Origin of the sequence: Aeromonas sp. s12 (assembly GCF_040907925.1) — a bacterium.
GTDB lineage: Bacteria > Pseudomonadota > Gammaproteobacteria > Enterobacterales > Aeromonadaceae > Aeromonas > Aeromonas veronii.
On sequence record NZ_JBFOCT010000007.1, the window covers coordinates 1 to 22,568 of the forward strand.

The 22,568-nt window shown below is 57.0% G+C and carries 23 protein-coding genes; 5 read left to right on the top strand and 18 right to left on the bottom strand.

Going from position 1 to position 22,568, the window contains the following annotated elements:
* Positions 1 to 47 precede the first annotated feature (47 nt).
* The 8 genes from AB5Y67_RS01535 to AB5Y67_RS01570 all read right to left on the bottom strand — a co-directional run bounded on the left by AB5Y67_RS01535 (position 48) and on the right by AB5Y67_RS01570 (position 6,263).
* Entirely contained in the window at positions 48 to 1,088 is a 1,041-nt protein-coding gene (locus AB5Y67_RS01535; protein ID WP_150388840.1) for an IS481 family transposase, read from the bottom strand.
* A gap of 139 nt (positions 1,089 to 1,227) precedes the next feature.
* Positions 1,228 to 1,431: a hypothetical protein gene (locus AB5Y67_RS01540; RefSeq protein ID WP_199428668.1), complete on the bottom strand. Its 204-nt coding sequence runs from the start codon at positions 1,429 to 1,431 to the stop codon at positions 1,228 to 1,230.
* A gap of 459 nt (positions 1,432 to 1,890) precedes the next feature.
* Complete coding sequence (locus AB5Y67_RS01545; protein ID WP_199428667.1) at positions 1,891 to 2,046, bottom strand: hypothetical protein; 156 nt, start codon at positions 2,044 to 2,046, stop codon at positions 1,891 to 1,893.
* Between the two features lie 17 nt (positions 2,047 to 2,063).
* Positions 2,064 to 2,654 carry a hypothetical protein gene (locus AB5Y67_RS01550; protein ID WP_150388841.1) on the bottom strand — a complete coding sequence of 197 codons (591 nt, stop codon included), beginning with the start codon at positions 2,652 to 2,654 and terminating at the stop codon, positions 2,064 to 2,066.
* A 69-nt stretch (positions 2,655 to 2,723) separates the two neighbouring features.
* Complete coding sequence (locus tag AB5Y67_RS01555; RefSeq protein ID WP_021230635.1) at positions 2,724 to 3,350, bottom strand: phospholipase D family protein; 627 nt, start codon at positions 3,348 to 3,350, stop codon at positions 2,724 to 2,726.
* Between the two features lie 312 nt (positions 3,351 to 3,662).
* A complete protein-coding gene (locus AB5Y67_RS01560; protein WP_005359606.1) occupies positions 3,663 to 4,046 on the bottom strand; it encodes a hypothetical protein in 384 nt (127 codons plus the stop codon).
* An 87-nt stretch (positions 4,047 to 4,133) separates the two neighbouring features.
* Entirely contained in the window at positions 4,134 to 4,673 is a 540-nt protein-coding gene (locus AB5Y67_RS01565; protein ID WP_150388842.1) for a hypothetical protein, read from the bottom strand.
* A gap of 624 nt (positions 4,674 to 5,297) precedes the next feature.
* Positions 5,298 to 6,263, bottom strand: a complete 966-nt coding sequence (locus tag AB5Y67_RS01570) for an autotransporter domain-containing protein (RefSeq protein WP_199428666.1) — start codon at positions 6,261 to 6,263, stop codon at positions 5,298 to 5,300.
* A 223-nt stretch (positions 6,264 to 6,486) separates the two neighbouring features.
* Here AB5Y67_RS01570 and AB5Y67_RS01575 point away from each other — a divergent pair, with 223 nt between their 5' ends.
* Entirely contained in the window at positions 6,487 to 7,362 is an 876-nt protein-coding gene (locus tag AB5Y67_RS01575) for an OmpA family protein (protein ID WP_005337611.1), read from the top strand.
* A gap of 86 nt (positions 7,363 to 7,448) precedes the next feature.
* Here AB5Y67_RS01575 and gloA read toward each other — a convergent pair whose 3' ends face one another.
* From gloA to AB5Y67_RS01620, 9 genes are all read right to left on the bottom strand, one after another.
* Positions 7,449 to 7,862 (bottom strand): lactoylglutathione lyase, encoded by a 414-nt coding sequence (gloA, locus tag AB5Y67_RS01580; protein WP_005347113.1) that lies wholly within the window; start codon positions 7,860 to 7,862, stop codon positions 7,449 to 7,451.
* Positions 7,863 to 7,918: 56 nt separating this feature from the next.
* On the bottom strand, positions 7,919 to 8,560 hold the full coding sequence (gene nth / locus AB5Y67_RS01585; protein ID WP_199428665.1) for an endonuclease III: 642 nt from the start codon (positions 8,558 to 8,560) through the stop codon (positions 7,919 to 7,921).
* A 13-nt stretch (positions 8,561 to 8,573) separates the two neighbouring features.
* On the bottom strand, positions 8,574 to 9,326 hold the full coding sequence (locus tag AB5Y67_RS01590; RefSeq protein ID WP_040067956.1) for an electron transport complex subunit E: 753 nt from the start codon (positions 9,324 to 9,326) through the stop codon (positions 8,574 to 8,576).
* A gap of 24 nt (positions 9,327 to 9,350) precedes the next feature.
* Positions 9,351 to 9,983: an electron transport complex subunit RsxG gene (gene rsxG / locus AB5Y67_RS01595; protein WP_005359614.1), complete on the bottom strand. Its 633-nt coding sequence runs from the start codon at positions 9,981 to 9,983 to the stop codon at positions 9,351 to 9,353.
* Positions 9,984 to 10,026: 43 nt separating this feature from the next.
* Positions 10,027 to 11,079, bottom strand: a complete 1,053-nt coding sequence (gene rsxD, locus AB5Y67_RS01600) for an electron transport complex subunit RsxD (protein WP_005337606.1) — start codon at positions 11,077 to 11,079, stop codon at positions 10,027 to 10,029.
* A gap of 11 nt (positions 11,080 to 11,090) precedes the next feature.
* Complete coding sequence (rsxC, locus tag AB5Y67_RS01605) at positions 11,091 to 13,802, bottom strand: electron transport complex subunit RsxC (RefSeq protein WP_199428664.1); 2,712 nt, start codon at positions 13,800 to 13,802, stop codon at positions 11,091 to 11,093.
* 14 nt (positions 13,803 to 13,816) lie between these two features.
* Entirely contained in the window at positions 13,817 to 14,395 is a 579-nt protein-coding gene (gene rsxB / locus AB5Y67_RS01610; RefSeq protein WP_005350799.1) for an electron transport complex subunit RsxB, read from the bottom strand.
* Positions 14,396 to 14,397: 2 nt separating this feature from the next.
* Positions 14,398 to 14,979, bottom strand: a complete 582-nt coding sequence (rsxA, locus tag AB5Y67_RS01615; RefSeq protein WP_005337600.1) for an electron transport complex subunit RsxA — start codon at positions 14,977 to 14,979, stop codon at positions 14,398 to 14,400.
* 181 nt (positions 14,980 to 15,160) lie between these two features.
* On the bottom strand, positions 15,161 to 18,304 hold the full coding sequence (locus AB5Y67_RS01620) for a DUF3427 domain-containing protein (RefSeq protein WP_270817006.1): 3,144 nt from the start codon (positions 18,302 to 18,304) through the stop codon (positions 15,161 to 15,163).
* 214 nt (positions 18,305 to 18,518) lie between these two features.
* Here AB5Y67_RS01620 and AB5Y67_RS01625 point away from each other — a divergent pair, with 214 nt between their 5' ends.
* Together AB5Y67_RS01625 and AB5Y67_RS01630 are read left to right on the top strand one after the other, a co-directional pair.
* Positions 18,519 to 18,782 carry a hypothetical protein gene (locus AB5Y67_RS01625; protein WP_042056561.1) on the top strand — a complete coding sequence of 88 codons (264 nt, stop codon included), beginning with the start codon at positions 18,519 to 18,521 and terminating at the stop codon, positions 18,780 to 18,782.
* A 204-nt stretch (positions 18,783 to 18,986) separates the two neighbouring features.
* Entirely contained in the window at positions 18,987 to 19,355 is a 369-nt protein-coding gene (locus AB5Y67_RS01630) for a VOC family protein (RefSeq protein WP_199428431.1), read from the top strand.
* A gap of 116 nt (positions 19,356 to 19,471) precedes the next feature.
* Here the strand turns inward: AB5Y67_RS01630 and AB5Y67_RS01635 are convergent, their stop codons facing one another.
* Entirely contained in the window at positions 19,472 to 21,052 is a 1,581-nt protein-coding gene (locus tag AB5Y67_RS01635; RefSeq protein ID WP_199428430.1) for a carboxylesterase, read from the bottom strand.
* Between the two features lie 345 nt (positions 21,053 to 21,397).
* Between AB5Y67_RS01635 and AB5Y67_RS01640 the strand changes: the two genes are divergently transcribed.
* Both AB5Y67_RS01640 and rluF read left to right on the top strand, forming a co-directional pair.
* Positions 21,398 to 21,520, top strand: coding sequence for a hypothetical protein (locus AB5Y67_RS01640; RefSeq protein ID WP_258721269.1), 123 nt, complete (start codon positions 21,398 to 21,400; stop codon positions 21,518 to 21,520).
* The gene (rluF, locus tag AB5Y67_RS01645) at positions 21,510 to 22,526 is read left to right on the top strand and encodes a 23S rRNA pseudouridine(2604) synthase RluF (RefSeq protein WP_199428429.1); all 1,017 of its coding nucleotides are present in this window, start codon (positions 21,510 to 21,512) and stop codon (positions 22,524 to 22,526) included. The genes AB5Y67_RS01640 and rluF overlap by 11 nt, the downstream gene beginning before the upstream one ends.
* Positions 22,527 to 22,568 lie beyond the last annotated feature (42 nt).

Below are 22,568 nucleotides of genomic sequence, written 5' to 3' on the forward strand. Positions count from 1 at the left end.
TACAGATCTAGTTATCACCTGACACCGGCCTCAAACCGGTGTCTTGTTTACGCTACTTTAGTGCGCACTTCCTTCGGTATCAATTTCAGACCCTTCTTGAACATGCTGTAGGGGGTCTGACCCTCCATCATCCTGCCCTGATGTGGCCGCTGGGTGTTGTAGTGCACCAGATAGCTATCCAGGTCTGTCTGCATCTGCTCTACCGATTCATACCAGGTCGTCCTCCCCTTGATGCGGAAGTGTTCATCCAGCAGTGTGCGATGCAGCCGTTCGATAAAGCCGTTGCTCTGCGGTCTGCGCACCTTGGTGGTTCGGTGCTCAATCCCCTCCAGTTGCAGGAACAGCTCGTAGGGATGGTGGTCAGGGCGCCCACAGAACTCGCGCCCGTTGTCCGACAGGATGGTATAGACCCGCGCCTCGTGGGCCTCGAAAAACGGCAGCACCGTTTCATTGAGCACATGAACCGAGGTCACCGGCAGCTTGCTGGTGTAGAGCCGTCCCCAGGCGTGGCGACTGTAGCAGTCCAGCACGGTTTGCAGATACACCTTACCAACCACCTTGAGCGCGCCGACGAAGAAGGTGTCGACCGCCACCAGTTCCCCGGTGTAGTGGACCTCAATCTGGCGTTCGCGAAACTCGGGGCTGAAGCGCTCTAACAGGCGAATTTGCTCGTCATTGAGCTCAATGGTCTGCTCACGGTGAGTTTTCTCAAGGCGCAGCCAGCGGTCGTGTTTGGAGAGCAAGTCGTGCCGTTGCCACACGCCACGCACACCGCCCGCACTGACGTTGATGCCTTGCAGAACCAGTTTTTGCGCGACTCGCAGCGGGCCATGAGCTGGTCTGGTGAGGGAGTAATCGAGGATGGCCTGTTCAATCTCGGGCGCAACCCGATTGGGATGAGCCCCTTTACAACCGGGCAATTTGTCGAGCAATCCCTCGGCACCATAGGTCTGGTAATTACGGCGAATTTCGTAGAACTGCTGACGACTGTAGCCGATGAGCTTGCAGGCTTTGCTGACGTTATTGAGCTCTATGGCGAGCGCTAGCAGGCTGAGTTTGCGACGTGCTACTTTCTCGTTGGTGGTCATACGGTGACTCCGGATAACACGGTAGGGGTACAGTTTTGTTATCCGGTTTGAAGCCGTATGACCACTCCCTTTTGTGGGCGACTGTCAGGTGAATACCATCTCCATACACCCATATTTATATCAATACATAATTTAAGAGTTATCCCTTTCTTTTAAATAGCCTCAACAAGCCTTTCACAGTAATATCTAGGTGACTACCTTCATCATACAGAGCAGGAACAACATAATCAGCTCTCTCTTCAGAAATGAGTTTTTCAACTTTGTCTTGAGTTGATTTCAAAGGCCATTTTTTGTTATCAAAGACTGCTATAGATCTACCACCTTGATATCTGACCATCTTCATGGATGGAATGTCTGTATCACCATCACCAAGATATATCATCCTCTGGAAGGGGATATCTCTATCTTGAAGTTAAATAAATTTGTTTACCTCTCCATTATCCCAAGAATTATGTATCCCTTTGTTTATTCTAAATAGAAACTGGGTCTTTGTTGTATAGTTTATTGCTTGAGCTGGCCATGTTGCGTAATACTTATCATCTGAGTAGTGATACTTGCAAGCGTAAATGTCACGAAATTTATTTCCAATGCAAGTACCTCTGATCATTGAATCAAGACCGCTTGATATAATGTAATGCTCTAATTCTAGGTCAATACTTTCTGCAAACCTGTCAATTCTGTCAAACCATGACTCGACGCCACTGAATAGGGGGATAGATTGTCCATGCATCATTAGTTTTTCTGTACTAAGGACATCAGATTTAAGCATGCGAGCCCTTTCTGCCAGCATGCCAAGATAGGTTTAAATTTCATCGCCGTCATCGTCCTTTGCTCTACGCTTAACACTAGCCCAAAATTCAGGAATATCTGTTATCTCTAATTCGGGCATAACCCCATGCTGGGCGCAATCACCTTCAGCCAAGGTTCCATCAAAATCATAGAACAGTGCACATTTCATGAATAATCCTCGAAGAGTTAAATAGGCCAGTTCTGCTCAATCCATAATATTTCCTGACACACTTTTTCCTCCATTCTGTCTCTGTTAGAGGTAAGTCTGAACTCTTGGCCTGAATGTAAATCAAGAACGATATATTCCGCACCAACCTCTTGAATTGCTTCATGCATTAAATAGCAGATGTAGTCCGCTCGCTCCTTTGTCATTCTCTGTGTCTCGGTGAAATGGAGCTTGACATGAGTTCTAACCCCATTTATTAATGCGCTTAGCTCGGGGTTACAATGAATAGTTGTACTATTAAAAACGAAGGACTCGCGCAATGATGCATAAACATCAATTTTCTTACCTGACTGCCATTGAATAAAATTTTGAGCGAGGCGTTCAAATTTTATTTTTTTACTAGAGTCCTTTTGCCTTCGTGATATATCAATCAGGTATGAAATGTGTCTCTTTTGGCTAAAAAGTGACTTTATAGCTGTTCTAAGTTGCAAGTAATAATCTTTATAGTGTGCGTAGTCACCTCTAAGAGCGATCTGTCTAAGTTTTGTGTTTTTAGGTGAGCCCGTTGCAACAGCGATATTAGTGAAATCTGAGATAGCTAACTCTGGCATACAACATCCTTATTTTAAATTTATGAATTTAGTGATCTGTTCAGGAGCAAGTGATTTTTAATTCGATGCTTAGTTCTCAATAGGGAGCAAGCTGCGGCATTGTGGATAGCCGGGACAGCCCCAGAAGCTATTGCCCTTGGTGTCCCCCCGCTTGCTGATACGCAATACCATAGGGGTACCGCATTTGGGACAAGCTGGTGCCGGAGCTGTATTGGCGGTCGAGGTATCATGCTCGTCACTGTTGCTTGCGACGCGCTCCAACGTGATGCGAACCTCTTCGCTAACCCGGATAATCCGTTGGGCTTCATCATAGGCATCACGGTAAAGGTCATGATCTTCCGAGCGTTGGATCAATACCCCCATCTCGTTGTTATTGACCTGACTGAACTCGTAGAGATTGAGGCTGGTGACAATGCACATCTCTTCATTGAGATAGCACTTGGCATGGAGGTTTTTGCAAAAGCTGGTGCGGATATAGGTGAGCTCTTTGAGCCAGCTGATCTCTTCTGGTTGCAGCTCGCTTTTGCCATAGACGATCCGCACATCGATCTTGAGGCGGTTCTTGTCGGTGAGCAGCTCCTTGATCCTGTCGTTGAGCTTGAGGAAGGGGCTGATCAGGATCAGACGATCTTTGGCATCTTTGATAAGTTCTTCCAGAAAGTAGTTGGTTGCGCTGGTATTCAAAAACTTGGCCATGGCAAAAATCTCTATCCCTGTGGTGTAACTGGTGGCGCAAATACTTGGCTGGCGTTCGGCAGGTCATTTTCATTCCAGGCGCCGTGATCACCCAGCCACTGCGGCTGGCAATCGACATCATGGTTTCATGCGGACAATTGGGCGCCGAACTGAACCATCCTAACAATTTCATCAACAGGAATATGTGACAGATTGCACTAACTCTGTGACAAGGCTGGATTTTTCGGGGCGGGCTGTGGTTGATGGTAAATCGCAGGTGCAAAAAAGCCCCTTGGCGGGGCTTGGTGTCTGGCAAGGCCGGTGTCGGGGTTATCAATCGAACAGGATGCGGCCGCTGGTGCCGGCATCGCTGTCTTTCCAGCTGGCGCCGCTTTTGCGCAGGGTGTAAGTGATGGTCTCCTGCTTGAATTTCAGGTAGTCGCTGCCGCTGTGACTTGGTTTGACCTGATTGCCATCGATATAGGTCTCCCCTGTGGTATCGACGTGAATTTCGGCCACGGTGCGGCCATCGTCAGTAACCGCTTTATAGTTGCCAGCCCACGGGCTCTCGTCGCCATACTGCACGGCCCCTTCCTGCGCGTGCGCTTGGGCATGGGTCTTGTGGCCGTGATGGGTTTTGGCCACGGCGCAGCCGGAGATACCGACCGCCAGCAGGCAACCGAGGGTGACATTGAGCAGAGTCTGTTTGGATTTCATCTTCATTTACCTGTATCAAATAATTGCAATGGATAAGGGGTGGAGCCCCCACGGTAGGTGTGGGCCCTGTTGAGCCGTGGCTCGAAATCAGTCCTGATTGATGCCATAAATATGGCCGCGGGCGTCGGTGAGGCAGTGCCAGAGCCGGTCATGGGGCCCCTTGATATCAATCATCATCCCCGCCTGGGAGTCGGCCACATAGTCGAGGGTCAGTTTGCTGCGGCTGATGCCCGCTTTTCTGGCGACGGCGTTCATGCAGGCGTTCTCGGCAACCTTGGTTTGCGCAGTGCTGCCGTTGTAGGCACCGCTGCTGGCGCTCTCATCATCGCCGTCGTCATTGTTCTCATCGTCATTGAGCTGGCAGGCGCCGCTGTCGCCATTTTTGACAAAATAGGTGATGCCCCAGTCGCCATTTTTCACCATGGAGAGGGTGGTGCGCCCCTTGCTCGCCTCGTAGAAATTTGAATTCACTTTTTTAAGCGGAACTTGCTGGTTATTGATATAAGCCGTGCCATCTTCGACGCGAAGATTAATATGTCCAGGACAGCTAGCGGATAAATCAGGCACCCCTGCATATGCGGTTCCGGTTATGACCAATACAGAGAGAGCAAGCAGCGTTTTTTTCATCAGATAACCTCAAATCAACAAGGATCAGCAAGTGTGATGTCGTCAAAATAACGGTTGCTATGCCTGAACGTTATTTCTGTGCCCATTGCACACCTGTTATCGGTAGCCCGCAGTCGGTCGTTTCAGTGCGCCTCGTCCTGCCGGGATGACGCCAAATTTAGCAGTCGGGTGATGTAAGTAAAATAAAACAGGATTAATTGAGTTCATAAAATATGAAAAACTATAAATCATTTAAAACAATGGGTTAGGTGCATCTCAGGTCACTGGGTAAAAGATGGGGGACCTCCGGGTTGGTTTCTTATGGGCATCGATAAAGTTGGCCATTGGTCTGTGATGTCGGGCGTTTGTTTTTTTTCTGTTGTAAGCGGGCACAGGCTGGCGATATCAAGGGCCAATCAGCCATTGCGCACCGTAAATATACAGATAAAAACTTCAATATTCGGTGTACGAGGGTGGCAAAATGGGCCTGCCAGCAGGTGGATATTTTTACCTGATATGACTGGGTGGTGAGGCATATGAAAAGGACAGAATAAATAAACCCTCCATCAATAGAGGCATGATTATCTGGAGTGTTAATGTACTTTTCCTGAGGATTGCCCACTTTTGGCAGGCAAAAATAACGACTCAGAAACTCATGGCCAACCCGATGGAATAACCGCTGGTGTTGTGGCTGAACATATAGCGGGCAACCAGCCGGGTACGGGTGACTATGATGTCGTACTTGCTGCTATCCAGCTCCAGACCGGCGCCGATAGAGTTGAGGGAGTCAAAGCCAAGCAACCCCCTCTGCTCCCCCAGATATGCGGTATGGGCCCCCTCCAGTACATAGCGCACCGGTCTGTCGAGCAGTGTCCAGTCAAACAGCGGGGCCCGGCGGCGCAGATAGAGACCGAGGTTCTCCGCCTCGGCGTGACCACGGACGCTGGTCGAGGTACCGCCAAAGCTCTGCAGGTGCTGGTAGGAGTAGCGCACTTCGATATCGATATCCTGTACCTTTGAAAAGAGCTCGTAGTCGAGCATCAGCGAGCCTCCCAGTCCGTACATATTGAGCTGCCCACCATCGAGAAAATCCAGCGAGTAGCCCTTGGTACGCTCCAGCAGCCAGTTGCCGATCCGCAGATCGCTGGCCATGGTACCGAGCGAGACGTTGGCGATGGGGCGCAGTACCCAGTGGCCACCGCGCGGGTCTTCATGGAGGGCGATATCCCAGCCGATCCCGCCAGAGGCGGTCAGGCTGTTCCATTTGGTCGGGAGGGTGCGGCTCTCGGTGCCGTTGCTCACCACAAACTGGGGATCGTAGCGGCTAAAGCCGATCGCCCCTTCCAAATAGATGGGCACGGCTTCACTTATGGTGGCACCGCCGCCGATCTGGGTCATGTTGAGGGCAGCAGATTGATTGGTGCCGCTGCCGATATCGAGGTTGCTGGCGGTGATGTCGGGCACCACGGTGAAGGTCATCAGCGAGAGCACCGCATTGGCGCGCTCCTGTGCCCACTCCTGATCCTGTGTTGCGGCCTTGACGGCGCCGCCGGATAGCGCCAGCAGCATTGGCAACAACATCTGCAATAAAGAGGAGCAAGAGCGGTGCATGAGTTTGGTTCCCGATAATCGGCTTCTGGTTGCCCTGATTTTACTGTAGCGAGCTTCCTGCCGGTTGGCACGGAGCTAAGAGGGGGGAATAGGCGTCGCTTGCGGTCGGTTGCCGCTGAGGGGCAAGCCTTTGCCACACCAACGGCACGCCTTTGCAGTTTGTCGCTAAAGCTTGGCCTCTTGCCGCCGATATCTCTTGTGAGATCGTGTGGAGGACAAGCAATTGAACGCTTGGGTGTTGGGGTTGGTCAGCATATCCGTGAGTATGCAGTTACAGGCTGGGGTCACCGAATTTGGTGCCGGTCTGGATCAATCCGTCTGGCGTTTGACCTCCGATACCCAGATTGAGTGTCGCCTCGAGCATCCTATTCCCAACTGGGGAACGGGGGCTTTTGTCAGTCGTGCCGGGCGCAAGATCAATCTCGACTTCGAGCTTAAGGGCAAGCGACCGCAGGCCCAGACCCAGACGGTGAGCCTTGGCATCATGCCGCCGGTATGGCGCCCGGGAATAGCCGGGCGAGAAGTTAGCCAGCTGCGCTTCTATCAGCAGTTCGATGGGCTGGTGGAGGGGCAAACCGCCTGGACCATGCTCGACGAGCTGGAGGGGGGGCGCATGCCGACCTTCCAGTATCGGGACTGGTATCGCCAGAACCGCGCGGTGCGTGTATCGCTGTCGTCAGTCAACTTTCGGGTCAAATATCAGGCTTTTATCGACTGTCTGAGCGGGCTGTTGCCCTACAGCTTCAACGATATCGCCTTTAGCGTGCTCACCTATGACAAGAACAGCGATCAGCTCTCCATCCCCTCCAAGCGGCGGCTGGCGATGATCAGCGAGTTTATCAAGGCGGACAAGAGCATCGACGTGGTGGTGATCGACGCCTACAGCGATAGCTATGGCGGCCGCTGGCCGAACCTGAAACTCTCCGAGAAGCGGGCCGATGCCATCAAGAAGGTGTTTGTCGATCTGGGGATCGATCCCGGCAAGATCTCGGTGGAGGGGCATGGCGAGAAGCAGCACGTCGCCTCCAACGAAACCGAACAGGGACGTGCCAAGAACCGGCGGGTGGTGATCAGCATGGGGCGTAATGGCGAGATCTAGCACGGTCCCCGGTCAGAGAAGCACAAAAAAAGAGCGCATCTGCGCTCTTTTGTGATCCTGCCATTCGGCAGCGGGAGTCGGATAGCTTAGAAGCTGTCACCCAGGCCAGTACCGGCATCTTTCTTGGCGATCAGTTCAATCTTGTAACCGTCCGGATCTTCGACGAAGGCGATGACGGTGGTACCGCCCTTGACCGGGCCCGGCTCGCGGGTGATCTTGGCTCCGGCGGCACGCAGGGCGTCGCAAGTGGCGTAGATGTCGTCCGCTTCCAGCGCGATGTGGCCATAGGCTGAGCCCAGTTCGTACTCGCTCACCCCCCAGTTGTAGGTCAGCTCGATCACCGCTTCATCCTTCTCGTCACCGTAACCGACGAAAGCCAGGGTGTACTTGTACTCGCTGTTCTCGCTCTTGCGCAGCAGCTTCATGCCAAGGACGCGGGTGTAGAAGTCGATGGAGCGTTGCAGATCGCCGACACGCAGCATGGTATGCAGAATTCTCATTGCTCAGTTCTCCGGGTTGGTGATGTGTACTGCTTTCAATCTCGGTTGCGAGGCTATCAGCTGTCGGGATAGACCTTCTCTTTGTACTCGCACAAGTCCTCGATGATACAGGAACCACAGCGGGGCTTGCGAGCCAGACAGGTGTAACGCCCGTGCAGGATGAGCCAGTGGTGGACATCCAGCTTGAATTCGGCGGGCACCACTTTAAGCAGCTTCTCCTCCACCTGATCCACATTCTTGCCCACCGCAAAGCCGGTGCGGTTCGATACCCGGAAGATATGGGTATCGACGGCGATGGTGGGCCAGCCAAAGGCGGTGTTGAGCACCACGTTGGCGGTCTTGCGGCCGACGCCCGGCAGGGCTTCCAGCGCTTCGCGGTTCTCCGGCACCTCGCCGCCATGGCGCTCCAGCAGGATGGCGCAGGTCTTGATGACGTTCTCGGCCTTGGTGTTGAAGAGGCCAATGGTCTTGATGTAGCTCTTGAGCCCCTCGACCCCGAGATCCAGCATCGCCTGTGGGGTGTTGGCCACCGGATAGAGCTTGTCGGTCGCCTTGTTGACGCTGACATCGGTCGCCTGCGCCGAGAGCAGCACGGCGATCAGTAGCTCGAATGGCGAGTTGAAGTTGAGCTCTGTGGTGGGGTGGGGGTTGTTTTCCCGCAGTCGCTCGAGGATCTCTCTGCGTTTCTGGTTGTTCATGCCTTGCGTCCGATCATAGTTCGGTCGCCCGGACGCGAGCCGGGGCAACGTTGCAGTGGGCCACTGTGGCTGCTTGTTTGCGGTCCCGCCAGTCGTTGATGGCGTTCTTGGCGGCGATCAACAGTCCCAGCCCGATAAAGCCGCCCGGCGGCAAAATCGCCAGCAGCAGGCTGGCATCGGCGTGGAACAGCTCGATGCGCAGGGATTTGGCCCACTCGCCCAGCAGCAGCTCGGCGCCATCAAACAGGGTGCCCATGCCGATGATCTCGCGCATGCCGCCCAGTACCAGCAGCACCAGAGTAAAGCCAAGGCCCATCATCAGGCCGTCGAGGGCCGCCAACAGCGGCGGGTTCTTGGAGGCATAGGCCTCGGCGCGGCCGATGATGACGCAGTTGGTGACGATCAGGGCGATAAAGATGCCGAGTGCCTGATAGAGGCCATAGGTGTAGGCGTTCATCAGCAGCTGCACGCTGGTCACCAGCGAGGCGATGATCATCACATAGACCGGGATGCGAATATCCTTCGGCACCCAGTTGCGCACCAGCGAGACGGCGAGGTTGGAGCAGACCAGCACCGCCATGGTGGCAAGGCCCAGCCCCAGCGCATTGGTAAAGGTGGAGGAGACGGCGAGGGTCGGGCAGAGCCCCAGCACCTGCACCAGCGAGGGGTTGTTCTTCCACAGCCCCTGACTCATCAGCTCCTTGAGCTCGCCCTTGCGGCTTTCCAGCTCGGCAATCGGGGTTGCGCCCGTTTCAATCTGTTCCATCTGTTTCATGATGGCTCGACTCCGTTAGTTCGCCGCCGGACAAGCCGGGGCGTTGCTGAGCAGTTCGGGTTGCTCCTGCTGCAGTTTCAGCAGGTTCTTCACCGCCTTGACCACGGCTCGCGGGGTGATGGTGGCGCCGGTAAAGGCATCAAACTCGCCGCCATCCTTCTTCACCGCCCACTGGGGCTCGTTGTCATGGGTCAGGAATTTTCCGGCAAAGCTGTTGATCCAGTCCGATTTCTTCAGCTCGATCTTGTCACCCAGGCCCGGGGTCTCGTTGTGAGCGAGCACGCGCACGGCTGTGATGGTGCCCTTGGCATCAAAACCCGCCACGATGCGGATCGCCCCGCTATAGCCATCCGGCGCAATCGCCTCCAATGCATAGCCGGTCACCACGCCATTCTTGCTGGCGGTATAGAGGGCTTGCGGCTGATCGCTGCCCAGATACTTCCTGCTGGTGACTTGCTTGCAGCTGGCCACCAGATCGTTGTCATAGCTCCCCTCCGGCAGCAATACCGAGAGGGTCTGCTGCTTCTCCAGCTGCTGCTGGTGGGCGATTTTATCCTTGGTCAGCTCGTTGGTCAGTACCACCAGCGCGGTACAGCCCAGCGCGAACATCGCCAGAATAAGGCCGTTCTTGCGCATGCTCTTTAACATGTCCGGGCTCCGTCAGCTGTGATGGTGGAAAAGGGCAGAAACATCATTGGCGACGGGCTCCATACACTTTCGGGCGAGTCAGGCTGTCAATAAAGGGTACGCAGAGGTTGGCCAGCAGCACGGCAAAGGCGAACGCATCGGGATAGCCGCCAAAGCGGCGAATGATGTAGACCAGCACCCCGATCAGCACGCCATAGACCAGTCGGCCGCGCGGCGTGGTGCAGGCGCTGACCGGATCGGTGGCGATAAAGAAGGCTCCCAGCATGGTGGCGCCGCTGAATAGATGGAACATCGGCGTGGCAGTCGCATCCGGGCTCACCAGATAGCCGATGGTGGAGGCCGCCAGCAGGGCACCGAGAATGGCGGTGGGAATGCGCCAGTTGATCACCTTCTGTTGCAGCAGGAAGAGGCCGCCCAGCAGGTAGCCGAGGTTGACCCAGCTCCAGCCGATGCCGCCCCAACCCTCGAACAGCGGGCCGCTCAGGATCTCGCCGGTGGTGAGCCCCTGAGTCAGGCCGGTTTTCAGGGTATCGAGGGGGGTCGCCATGGTGAGACCATCCACCCCCTGCTTGAGCTGGGCCATGCTATAGCCGTCGAGGCTAAAGCCGGTGAAGATCACCGACGCCGCATCACCAAAGCCGAGGCTGTAGGCGCGCACGCTCTCCGGCGGCAGCCAGCTGGTCATCTGCACCGGGAAGGAGACCAGCAGCAGCACATAGGCGACCATGGCCGGGTTGAACAGGTTCTGGCCCAGTCCGCCGTAAAGGTGTTTGGCGACAATGATGGCAAAGGCCGTGCCCACCACCAGCATCCACCACGGCAGCAGCGGCGGCAGGGAGAGACCGATCAGCACGGCGGTGAGCGCCGCACTGCCATCCATCAGGGCAGGCTTGATGGCGCGGCCACGGAGCTTGAGCACCAGCGCCTCGCACAGCAGCGCTGTCACCAACGCCAGCAGGATCTGGATAAAGGAGCCCCAGCCGAAGAACCAGGTCTGAGCCAGCAAGCCCGGCACGCAGGCCAGGATCACCAGCAGCATCAGGGTTCGGGTCTGTTTGCGGTTATGGGCAAACGGCGCAGTCGCAATATTGAACATGAGTCTGTCGATTACCTTGTGGTTGTTCGGTCGGCTGACGGGGCATCTTCAGCGGCGGTCTCTGCAGCTCTGGCCGCCTCGGCCGCCAGCTTCTTCGCCTTGGCGCGGGCCACGGCGGCTGCAATGGCCGCTTTTTTCGGATCAACCGGGGCATCAGCCGCAGGGGCGCTCGCTTCAGGCGCCTCTGCGACGGCAAGTGGTTGCTCACTGCTGGCGGCATCGGTTTGCATCGGCTCGGTCGGTGCGCGCTCACCCTCAGTTCCGGCTCTATCTACCTGAGTACCGGCACTCTCTACCTCAGCACTGATACGCTCGCTCTGCTGCGCCAGCTTTTTGGCCTTGGCCCGGGCGATGGCTGCGGCGATAGCGGCCTTCTTGGGATCGACCGCCTCACTTGCAGCCGTATCGCTGTGGCTGGTGGTTACTTCGCTCTTGGCTAGCGTCATGTCGCGGGTCTGTGCGCTGGCAGCTGGCTCACTCTGCGCACCTTCAGCACCGGCACTCTCGCCCTGCTGGGCCAGCTTTTTGGCCTTGGCGCGGGCAATGGCAGCGGCGATAGCGGCCTTCTTGGGATCGACCGCTTCGCTGGCCGCAGATGGCGCAGTGCTTTGGGTTGCAGCGGATTCGCTGGTGCCAGCATTTGCGGTCAGGTCGCCCTCAGCGCTGTTGCCCTGCTGCGCCAGCTTTTTGGCCTTGGCACGAGCGATGGCAGCAGCAATTGCCGCTTTCTTGGGATCTGCGGGTGTATCGCTTTGGGTGTCAGCGTCGGTTGTTGCGCTGTTGGCTGCGCTTACCGGCTCGCCACTGGCCTCGGCCTTTTTGGCTTTGGCACGGGCAATGGCGGCGGCAATCGCTGCCTTTTTCGGATCAACCTCTGCCTTTTGCTGATCAGCATCTACCGCAGGCGCAGCAACGGCTTCGGCAGTCACAGGCTCGGCGCTCTCGCCTGCCTGAGCGGCTTTCTTGGCCTTGGCGCGCGCCAGTGCGGCGGCGATGGCTGCTTTCTTGGGATCGCTGGCGGGGTCAACCGCCTCGGCGGGTTGCGCCGCAGCGGCAGTGTCGCTGTTTGCGCTCTCCGCCAGCTTGGCGGCGCGGCGCGCTTCCGCTTCCCGTTTGCGGGCTTCGCGGGCGGCAATCACGGCACTGTTGTCAGGCAAGCCCTCTGCGGTGGCGGTAATGGCTGTGATGGGGGCATCCTGCTTGGCCTTGATGCGGGCCAGTGCCGCTGCCACCGGATCTTCGCCGCCTGCGGCCGTCATGGTTTGACGGCGCTGGGCGGCGGCTTCGGCATGGCGCGCTTCGCGGGCCGCTTTCTCCCGCTCGAAGCGGGCCTGCTTGGCCTCGAAACGCTGCTTGGCGCGTTCGGCTTTTTCGGCCTCGGCACGGGCTTCGCGAATGTCGTCTTTGGCGATCTTGTAGTACTGCACCAGTGGGATCTCGCTCGGGCAGACCCAGGCGCAGGCGCCACACTCGATGCAGTCCATCAGGTTGAGCTTCTCGGCCTTGTCATACTCCTTGGCCCGGCTGTACCAGTAGAGCTCTTGCGGCAGCAGGGTGGCCGGGCAGGCATCGGCGCAGGCGCTGCAACGGATGCAGGGCTGCTCCGGGCCGGGGGCGGGCAGTTCGGCTTGCGTCGGTGCCAGCAGGCAGTTGGTGGCCTTGACCACAGGCACCATGGCGTGGGGCAGGGTAAAGCCCATCATGGGGCCCCCCATGATCACCCGCTGCTCCGCTTCCGGTTGCAGCTCGAAACGCTGCAACAGCCAGCGCACCGGCGTACCGAGGCGCACCCAGGCGTTGCCGGGCTTTTTGAAGCTGTCGCCGGTGAGGGTGACGATCCGCTCGATCAGCGGCTCGCCGTCGATAATGGCGCGCTTGATGGCAAACACGGTGGCCACGTTAAGCACCATGATGCCGATATCGACCGCGCGGCCGCCTTTGGGCACCTGACGGCCGGTCAGCAGCTCGATGGTCTGCTTGGCACCACCCGAGGGGTACTTGGTCGGCACCGTCTTGACCAGCACATCTTCATCGGTGGCGTGCCGGGTCAGCTGCTCGATCGCCTCGGGCTTGTTGTCTTCTACCCCGATCAGGGTGAGTTTCGGTTTGAGCAGGTGCTTGAGCACCCGGATGCCATCCATGATCTCGTCGGCGTACTGCTGCATCAACCGATCATCGGTGGTGATGTAGGGTTCGCACTCCAGCCCGTTGACGATCAGGATCTCGGTGAGCTGGCCGCGGCCGTCGAGCTTGCTGTGAGTGGGGAACACGGCGCCGCCAAGGCCCGCGACCCCTGCCTGCTGGATGCGCTCGAGCAGCTCGCCCCGCTCCAGATTCCAGTAATCGGCTTTGCCATTGCGCTCGCCCCACTCATCTTCCCCATCCGGGGTGAGAATGACGCAGAGATCGCCGAGCCCGGAGGGGTGGGCAACCGTGTGGTTGCCAATCTCGGTGATGGTGCCGGAGGTGGAGGCATGGACAGGGACGACCCGCCCCTTGGCATAACGGGTCAGCGGCTGCCCTTTTTTGACCTTGTCGCCCACCTGCACCAGCAGATCGCCGGCGGGGCCTGCGTGCTGGCGCAGCGGAATGATGAGGCGCGGTGGCAGACCGGCGTCTACCACCGGGCTCTGGCTTGATTGCAGCTTGTTGTCGGCGGGGTGAATGCCACCGTGAAAGTCCCAGAGCGTGCCGGCTTTGATACGTTCGAGTAAGGAATGCATGGTTGCTCCGCTGTTTATTCCACTATCTTGACCGGAATCTTGCCCGGAACATGCACGTTATTGAGATCCCACTTCCAGTTATCGACCGTGGTGGGCACCGGGATCATCTCGATGCAGTCGGTCGGGCAGGGATCGACACAGAGATCGCAACCGGTGCACTCGTTGGCAATCACGGTATGCATCGCCTTGGTGGCGCCGACGATGGCATCCACCGGGCAGGCCTGAATGCACTTGGTGCAGCCGATGCACTGATCTTCGTGGATAAAGGCGACCTTCTTGACTGGCACTGCGGCCTCGTCACTGCCCCCCAGTGGCTGGGGCTCGACCCCCATCAGATCGGCAATCTTGCGCATGGTGGCCTCGCCACCGGGTACGCACTTGTTGATCTGATCGCCGTTGGCGAGTGCCTCGGCGTAGGGTTTGCAGCCGGGATAGCCGCACTGGCCACACTGGGTCTGGGGTAGCAGGGCATCGAGCTGGTCGACGATGGGGTCTGCTTCCACATGAAACTTGACGGCGGCAAAGCCCAGGATAATCCCGAACGCCAGCGCCAGCAGGGTGAGCACCAGAATGGCAAAGAGAATATGGATCATGGTTATATCTTGATAAGGCCGGTAAAGCCCATAAAGGCCAGCGACATCAGACCGGCGGTGATCATGGCAATCGACACCCCGCGAAACGGCGCGGGCACATCGGCGGCGACCAGACGCTCGCGCATGGCGGCAAACAGGATCAACACCAGCGAGAAGCCGGTGGCGGCGCCAAAGCCGTAGATCACGCTCTGGATAAAGTCGTGTCGCTCATTGATGCTGAGCAGCGCCACCCCGAGCACCGCGCAGTTGGTGGTGATGAGGGGCAGGAAGATCCCCAGCAGGCGATAGAGGGTCGGGCTGCTCTTGCGCACCACCATCTCGGTAAACTGCACCACCACGGCGATCACCAGAATAAAGGCGAGGGTGCGCAGATAGGCGATATCCAGCGGCAGCAGGATATAGTGCTCCACCAGATAGGAGCTGGCACTGGCGAGGGTCATCACGAAGGTGGTCGCCAGCCCCATGCCGATGGCGGTTTCCAGCTTGCCGGAGACCCCCATAAAGGGGCAGAGGCCGAGGAATTTCACCAGCACGAAGTTGTTAACCAGCACGGTGCCGATCAATAAAAGCAGGTACTCAGTCATCAATTACCGTCACTGAAAGTCGGGTTATCGGGGTTTGAAGGCGGGCGGTATTATCTGACGTTAGGGCCAGTTAAACAACCGCAAGGCCGCATGGTTATTATGCAACTGGATAATTTAGCCGGGGTTTTGGGCGAGAATCCGGTGGGTTTTGCGTCATATCCCCACCGGGTGAGAAGCCTTACTAACCAACAGCCAGTTTGGCGGCCTCTTTCCACATAAATGGCGGCATCGGAGTAGTGAGACGCCATTTTATGTTCATCGGTTGGCTGCCTGTGTGGGATACGTACTCCACCTCACCAAAGTTCACAAAGCCAAGGGTGCGGCCAAATTCATCTTTGCTCTGCTCGCGGACGAACAGAAACAAGCGCTTACCTTCTGCTCTGTGGTTTATGTAACTCAGCCCCTTACCCCGTTCTGGGCGAGCGCTGTTTTGGCTCTGCCAATGAAACAGCGACTCGTTGATGGCGTAGTCGTGATAACGGGTGGTGGGGGAGAAGTGCTGTTCCGTTTTGTTCAAGGTCACGAACAGCAACTCGATATGTTGCTCTGCGATGACATAGACCCCTTCGCGAGCAGTGGGTTGCTGCGCGAAGGTAGTCGCGCCAAAGCCAACCAGCACCTGCTCTCTGGCATAACGGGCATGCAGCTGCAGTGGATTACCGGGAAGGTTTGGCATGGCGCTTTGTTCGTGCTGCACCCGGTTGATCAGCATGGGCAACAGATCTGCCAGCTCGGCCCTTAATTCAGGTTGATTGAGTTGTTTCAGGCTGTGCGCCAAGGAGCTAAAGCCAGCAGTGGGGCCGCTCTGTTGCCAGAAGTCGTAATGGCACATCAAGGCCATGCGTGCATCGTGCTCGGCCGTTAAGGTAAATGCGTCTGCCACCAAGGTTTGTAAGAAGTTCAAGTAATGGAGCGCATCGCAGCCCAATAGCCGGGTTTTGATGGCCCGGGTGTAGAGAGTCGACAGCTTTTCATCGCTCATTTCAGAAATGGTATGGTTGTGGGCCTGTTTGACCAAGGCGCTCCAATTGCCGCGCTTGTAGATCTCCTCAAGGCTAATGTGAGGGTAGAGCTTCAAAAAGTTCGCTAGTGTCAGAGGTAAATCGCAATCCTGTGAGAAACGGCGGATCAGGCCCATAAGGCGCGAGGTATTGAGAGTCGCCTTCTTGATATTGCTCAGAATTAACTCTTGGGTCTGTTTTGAGAGCTCGATGCGGCAACCCAAGGGGGCGTGAGGGAAGCCCTGTTTGATCTCGTGGCTGATCGCCTTGTTGGTTTTGCCCACCAGTGCCCGGAATTTCTGGGCAAAGTCATACTCAACACGGGCATTGCCAACAAAGTCCAACACGGTGCAGCACTCTTTATCGCTCGCCAGCCGCAGGCCGCGCCCTAATTGCTGTAAGAAGATGGTGAGACTTTCCGTTGGTCGTAAAAACAGCAAGGTATCGACTTCCGGGATATCAACCCCTTCGTTGAAGATGTCCACCACGCAGAGAATATTGATAACCCCAGTGCGCAAATCTTGTTGTTTACTATGCCGCTCGTCTCGATTATCGCTGGTGAGAATATCAGCCTTGATGCCCTTCAATAAAAAGGCCTTGCGCATAAAATCGGCATGTTCACGGCTCACACAAAATGCCAGTGCTTTGATCTTGGTAATATCGGTGACGATCTCATTGAGGCTCTGGACGATTTTCTGTACCCGCTGCTGATTGTGGGTATAGATATTGGTGAGCTCAGTGATGTCATAACGGCCATTTTTCCAAGCCACTTGGCGCAAGTCAGTATCATCATCGATACCAAAATATTGGAACGGACAGAGATGGCGACGATTGATAGCCTCGGGCAAGCGGATCTCTGCTGCGATGACACCACAAAAGTCGGCAAGAATATCACCGCCATCATGGCGCTCTGGCGTTGCGGTTAATCCTAACAGAATGTGAGGTTCAAAGGCGGCGAGCAGACCGCGATAACTGGCCGCCGCAATATGGTGAACCTCATCAATGACGATGTAATCGAAATAATCTGGGCTAAGACGTAAATTAGCCAGCTGGTTATTCAAGGATTGCACCGAGGCAAATAGTTGACGGTAGTGGGTTGGCACGGCGCCGCCGACCAAGAGTTCGCCAAAATTGGATTGCTTGAGCACACCGCGGTACGAGGCTAATGCTTGGCGCAAGATCTCCTCTTTGTGGGCGACAAACAGGAACTTGGCGTCGGGTTTGGTTTTCAGAAAACGCGCAAAATCAAAAGCGGAGATCAGGGTTTTCCCTGTACCAGTGGCCGCAACCACCAAGTTACGGAAGCGCTGGTGTAAAGCGCGCTCCATCGCCAATTGTTCAAGGATCTCCAGTTGATGGGGAAACGGCGTGATATCAAAGAAATAGGCAGGGCTATTTTTGTCCCCATCCCCACGGGCCTCTTGCAGTGCATGCTGCAATTTTGTACGGCTTTCGAGCTTGCCATCAAACAGCTCAAAATCATCGGATTCCCAATAGGTTTCAAAGGTACTTAGGGATTTCTCGATAATATGAGGGATCTCTTGCGAGGTGATTTTTAGGTTCCACTCCAAGCCGCTAGTGAGGGCAGAGTGAGAGAGATTGGAGGAACCTATATAGCCGGTATGAAAGCCGGTATTTCGGCAAAAGAGATAGCTCTTGGCATGCAACCGCTCGCGCTGGGTGTTATAGCTGAGTTTGACTTCGGTATTTGGGAGGCTGGCTAAAAATTCAACTGCCTTGGCGTCGGTCGCCCCCATATAAGAGGTAGTAATTACTTTTAATTGGCGGCCGCTGCGAGTGAACTCTTCCAGCTCATGACGGAAAATCCGGATACCTGCCCATTTGATAAATGAGACCAGCCAGCAGATGCTATCTGCCGATAATATTTCCCGTTTAATCTCCGACTCCATCGACAAACCCGCATTGCTGCCACAAAACAGTTCGCTCTGAGTGAGACCTGTCAGAGGGAAAATATCCTCGGCATATTGTTTTAAATTGGCGGAGATGGGGTTATCCAACTGGTAGAGCGCTGTCAGAATTTTTCCCTGACTATCGATGAGGTGCTCGCTAATAAAGTCTGGGTCTTGGGTGCGATCCTTTAGCCAAAGCAATAACTGGTTAGCCAGCTTGATCTGCCGTTGCAGCTGATCCTCTCCAGTTACCGAGCCCACCGCATATTCCAAAACCCGGCTCAGAAATCTGGATAACCAAACTGCCGCTTCGGCAGGTTCAAGCTGGCGTTCCCCTACGTAAAAGTGCTCGCGGTCGAGTCGAGATGTCAGCAGTTGAGTAATGAGCTGTTCATAAATACCGCATTGTTGCATCACGCACGAGCCTCGAACATTGTCTATAGAAGAAAGAGATAATATCATTTTTTTCATCTAAATCAGCATGTTATTATCGGTGGCATATTTGGTTATGGAGCCCGTATTATTAATTTTTTCACGTGGCTCACAGATTCAAGATGTGGCAGCATTTTTTTCTTACCCCATGCTGGGCTTTATTACTGCCACTATCTGCAGTGACTGAGGAGTACAGATGTTCAAGAAACCGGTAGCGGTTGAACTGGAGGCCATCAATCAGGAAGGTGAGATACAGGTGGTGCGTGACAGCGGTCTGACCGTTCAAGGCTACAGCGTTTACTTGCGAGTCGAAGAGAGCAACGGCTGTGCCTTGGCAACCTGTGTGGCAGACTACGACACCATCGGCCCTGCCTACGAACTGGCGGAGCGGTTGAGTCAGGCGCTGGCCATCCCGCTCATTGTGATGACTCCAGAAGCATTAATGCCAGTGAAGAGTTAGCCAAACGCGACAACAGCAGCCATTGCAACGCCCAACTGAACACCCCTTAAAAATTACATCATCATTTGCGCTCGCTTTGCGCGTCACGGCACACATGGGCTCTCTCTTGCCGGGTAAGATGGGGTTGCCCGCCGTGGCGACGACAGTCGGATGTTTGCGGGTATATGCCGGTCACATCAGCCAGATCACCACCAGGAGGTAACCATGATCAGCCATATCGACCATCTGGTATTGACGGTCAGTGATATCGAACGGGCCGTGGCGTTTTACAGTTCGGTGCTCAATATGGAGGCCATTACCTTCGGTGCGGGGCGCCGGGCGGTAGGGTTTGGCAACCAGAAGATCAATCTGCAACTGTTGGGGCAGGAGCCGCGCAACCGGGCGCAGGTGGGGTCGGGGGATGTCTGCCTTATCACCCGCTGGCCGCTGGAGCAGGTGATGGCCCAGCTTGCCTGCCACGGGGTGGAGATTGTCGAGGGGCCGGTGACCAAAAGCGGCGCCTGCGGGCCGATAGAATCAGTCTACTTCCTCGACCCAGACCGGAACCTGATAGAAGTGAGCATCTATCCCTGAGCCCACCAAGCCATCAGTCCCATCGCCATCTCCAGCAGAAAGGGGCCGTCAATTGACGGCCCCTTTCTTGTATCGCTATCACGCCAAGCACCGTTAGCCGCTCTGGCAGAGACGCCCTAGAAAGGCGAGCTGCTCTCATCGCTCTCCTGTAAAAACTGCTCCAGCTCGGCCTGATAGGCCGCATCAGGTTGACCGCTGCTGGCTGGGGTTACGGCGGCAGGACGAGCCACGGGAGGGGCGGTGAGGGTCTCCATCACCCGCTGCTGCAGATAGGGGTAGAAGGGGTTGGAAGAGGTGCGAGTAAGGGCGCCGGGGTTGACGATCAGCACGCCGCGCTCGCCGCGCAGGGCCAGACCGCCGAGATTGATGCCGTATTGCTCCCGCTGCTCCGGGCGCGCTGCCATGCCATAGAGGGGATCGTCCATCGGGAAGGGGAGCGCCACATGGGAGAGGGAGTAGATCTCCTTGGGATAATCGATACCCAGCGGGCGGAGCTGCTCAGGCTGGTCTGCGCTGGCCAGCGTTCTGGCCTGCGTCGCGGGGGAGATGGGCTCGACATTGCCCACCACGGTGAGGCGATAGTGCCCGGGGGCGTTTGGCAGCAAGCGGTGCAGCGCCAGCTCGGAGGCCGAGCTCATCAGCGGGCCAAACAGGGTGCTGCGGTTGATATCAAACAGCACCAGTTCGCTGCCGTTAGCCGGCAGGTAGTGGTAGAGATCGGCAATGATGGAGCGGGTGCTGACGGTGTAGTCCATCACCGACTGGAAGGTGAGGGCGGGGGGAAATGCCGCCAGCTCGCCACCGGCGGCCAGCTGGCGCACCTGCTGCTGGATGGCGTGAGTCAGGCGGTAGGACTGGCTCGCCCCGTTGACCGGGAACGAGTTGTACTTGAACGGGTTGAACTCCGGCATGGTGTCGAGCCAGGCGGCGTTGGCAAAGGCGGGCAGCAGGGCAGGTACGGCCTTTAGCCCGGCGAAGCGGGCAAAGCGGGTCACCCCGATCATCGGGGAGATCAGCACCAGCCGATCCGGTTTTGCCAGCGTGCCGCTCGGGTCGGCCAGCGCATCGAGCGCATATTTTACCGCCAGCGCGCCGCCGTTGGAAAAGCCCACGAGATGCAGCGGCCGCTTGCCCGGTGCCAGCAATCTGGCCTCCCGCACCGCCAGTCGGGTGGCGGCCAGCCAGGTCTCCCAATCCACATCCACGAGGCCAGCGGGCACGGTGCCGTGGCCGGGGATCCTCAGCCCCAGCGCGATAAAGCCCTGCTGCTGATAGCGTCTGGCCAGATGGCGCAGGCTGTAGGGCGAGTCGGTCAGGCCGTGCAGCAGCACCGCCACCCCTTTGACTTCCCCCTCGGGGCGCAGCAGGTAGGAGCGGTTCCAGTTCTGCTGAAAGCGGGCGGGATTGATGGGGGCGTCCTGATAGTAGCGATTGCTGGCCAGTTGCTGCTCCGGCGGCGTTTTGGCGACTACCTCGGTGGCCACCAGCTCGAACAGCTCTGCCTCGCGGGCCAGATAGGCTTGCCAGTCGCTGCTGTCGAGCTCATCGGCACTGAGTTCGGGGGGCACCACTGTATGCCACAGCTGCAGCGGCGCTGCCTGCCAGGCGAAGTAGGCGATCACCGCCCATGCGGTCAGCAACAGCAGCAACAGGGTCAGCAGAGCACGGCGAACAAGGCGGCGAGTGTGAGCCAGCATGGTGCAATCCTTGGCGATAGGGGTGGGGCCGCCTCTGGGCGGGCGAGTTTGGCGCAGCACATTGGGCGCAGCCAACCGGCTTAAAGCCTAATGGAAACAAGGTGATATGTATAGTTGATGGCGTTCGGCCACGCTGGTCGTTGGCACCAGACCCCGCCGTTGGCATCAGGCTGGTTGTTCAAAGGCTGCATCGCGGGCCATCTGGCGGCGTGAACTTGTTCGCAGATGCCCGCTTGGGCGCTGCGACCTTGCAACTATCTGCCCCTGAAAGGGGGCAATTATGCTACTGTAGCGGCGTTTTTTGATGGATAAGCTGGCATTGGCCTTTTTTGAAGATGGAATGGTATGCAGAACTTTGACGTAGTGAATTGGCTGATGCAGCAAACAGCCTCCCCGGCGCAGCCGGAACAGGCGATGGCACAACCGGGCGCGGCCCAGAACCTGTGGCAGGTGCCCCATGCTGGCTAACGAATCCATGCGCCTGAACAAATACATCAGCGAGAGCGGCATCTGCTCGCGCCGCGAGGCCGACCGCTTTATCGAGCAGGGCCACGTCTTTATCAACGGCAAGCGGGCCGGGATCGGCGATCAGGTGCAGGTTGGCGATCTGGTCAAGGTGAACGGTCAGGTGATCGAGCCGCGCGAGGCGGACAGTCTGGTGCTGATCGCCCTCAACAAGCCGGTGGGCATCGTCAGTACCACAGAGGCGGGCGAGAAGGACAATATCGTCGATTTCGTCAACCACAGCACCCGGGTCTTCCCCATCGGGCGGCTCGACAAGGATTCGCAGGGGCTGATTTTCCTCACCAACCACGGCGATCTGGTCAACAAGATCCTGCGGGCGGGCAACGATCACGAGAAAGAGTATCTGGTGACCGTCGACAAGCCGGTGACCGACGAGTTTGTGCGCGGCATGGCGGCCGGGGTGCCGATCCTGGGTACTGTGACCAAGAAGTGCAAGGTGAAGAAAGAGGCGCCGTTTGTCTTTCGCATCACCCTGGTGCAGGGGCTTAACCGCCAGATCCGCCGCATGTGCGAGCACTTCGGTTTTGAAGTGACCAAGCTGGAGCGCATCCGCATCATGAACGTTAGCCTCAAGGGGCTGCCGGTAGGCGAGTGGCGCGATCTCACCGACGACGAGCTGATCGATCTGTTCAAGCTGATTGAGGACTCCTCCTCCGAGGTGAAACCGGCCAAAGGCGACAAACCCAAGGTTGCCAAGGCCCCTGCGGCGCAAGGCGCCAAACCGGGGCAGGGCAAGAAGCCGCGCCGCGATGACGATCACGAGATTGGCGGGCGTCCCAATGTGCCGGGCCCGGAAGCCTTCGAGAAGAAGCTGCCGGTGGGCAAGGGTGGCGCGGGCAAAGGTGCCGCCAACAAGGGCAGTGCTGGCAAAGGGGCACCCAAGGGTGGTAAACCGGCCGCTGGCAAGCCGCGCACCGCTAACACCGGACGGCAGAAGAAGGGGCGCTGAGTTGCTCCCCTGAGCGGCGTCAGCCTACCTTGTCATCCCCAA

Coding starts and splice junctions, on each gene's coding strand:
- AB5Y67_RS01635 (WP_199428430.1), bottom strand. CDS start 21,052: ATGCTGGCTCACACTCGCCGCCTTGTTCGCCGTGCTCTGCTGACCCTG.
- AB5Y67_RS01560 (WP_005359606.1), bottom strand. CDS start 4,046: ATGAAATCCAAACAGACTCTGCTCAATGTCACCCTCGGTTGCCTGCTG.
- AB5Y67_RS01550 (WP_150388841.1), bottom strand. CDS start 2,654: ATGCCAGAGTTAGCTATCTCAGATTTCACTAATATCGCTGTTGCAACG.
- gloA (WP_005347113.1), bottom strand. CDS start 7,862: ATGAGAATTCTGCATACCATGCTGCGTGTCGGCGATCTGCAACGCTCC.
- rsxA (WP_005337600.1), bottom strand. CDS start 14,979: ATGACTGAGTACCTGCTTTTATTGATCGGCACCGTGCTGGTTAACAAC.
- rsxB (WP_005350799.1), bottom strand. CDS start 14,395: ATGATCCATATTCTCTTTGCCATTCTGGTGCTCACCCTGCTGGCGCTG.
- AB5Y67_RS01540 (WP_199428668.1), bottom strand. CDS start 1,431: ATGAAGATGGTCAGATATCAAGGTGGTAGATCTATAGCAGTCTTTGAT.
- rsxG (WP_005359614.1), bottom strand. CDS start 9,983: ATGTTAAAGAGCATGCGCAAGAACGGCCTTATTCTGGCGATGTTCGCG.
- rluF (WP_199428429.1), top strand. CDS start 21,510: ATGCTGGCTAACGAATCCATGCGCCTGAACAAATACATCAGCGAGAGC.
- rsxD (WP_005337606.1), bottom strand. CDS start 11,079: ATGTTCAATATTGCGACTGCGCCGTTTGCCCATAACCGCAAACAGACC.
- AB5Y67_RS01630 (WP_199428431.1), top strand. CDS start 18,987: ATGATCAGCCATATCGACCATCTGGTATTGACGGTCAGTGATATCGAA.
- nth (WP_199428665.1), bottom strand. CDS start 8,560: ATGAACAACCAGAAACGCAGAGAGATCCTCGAGCGACTGCGGGAAAAC.
- AB5Y67_RS01570 (WP_199428666.1), bottom strand. CDS start 6,263: ATGCACCGCTCTTGCTCCTCTTTATTGCAGATGTTGTTGCCAATGCTG.
- AB5Y67_RS01535 (WP_150388840.1), bottom strand. CDS start 1,088: ATGACCACCAACGAGAAAGTAGCACGTCGCAAACTCAGCCTGCTAGCG.
- AB5Y67_RS01565 (WP_150388842.1), bottom strand. CDS start 4,673: ATGAAAAAAACGCTGCTTGCTCTCTCTGTATTGGTCATAACCGGAACC.
- AB5Y67_RS01640 (WP_258721269.1), top strand. CDS start 21,398: ATGCAGAACTTTGACGTAGTGAATTGGCTGATGCAGCAAACAGCCTCC.
- AB5Y67_RS01620 (WP_270817006.1), bottom strand. CDS start 18,304: ATGCAACAATGCGGTATTTATGAACAGCTCATTACTCAACTGCTGACA.
- AB5Y67_RS01545 (WP_199428667.1), bottom strand. CDS start 2,046: ATGAAATGTGCACTGTTCTATGATTTTGATGGAACCTTGGCTGAAGGT.
- AB5Y67_RS01590 (WP_040067956.1), bottom strand. CDS start 9,326: ATGGAACAGATTGAAACGGGCGCAACCCCGATTGCCGAGCTGGAAAGC.
- rsxC (WP_199428664.1), bottom strand. CDS start 13,802: ATGCATTCCTTACTCGAACGTATCAAAGCCGGCACGCTCTGGGACTTT.
- AB5Y67_RS01555 (WP_021230635.1), bottom strand. CDS start 3,350: ATGGCCAAGTTTTTGAATACCAGCGCAACCAACTACTTTCTGGAAGAA.
- AB5Y67_RS01625 (WP_042056561.1), top strand. CDS start 18,519: ATGTTCAAGAAACCGGTAGCGGTTGAACTGGAGGCCATCAATCAGGAA.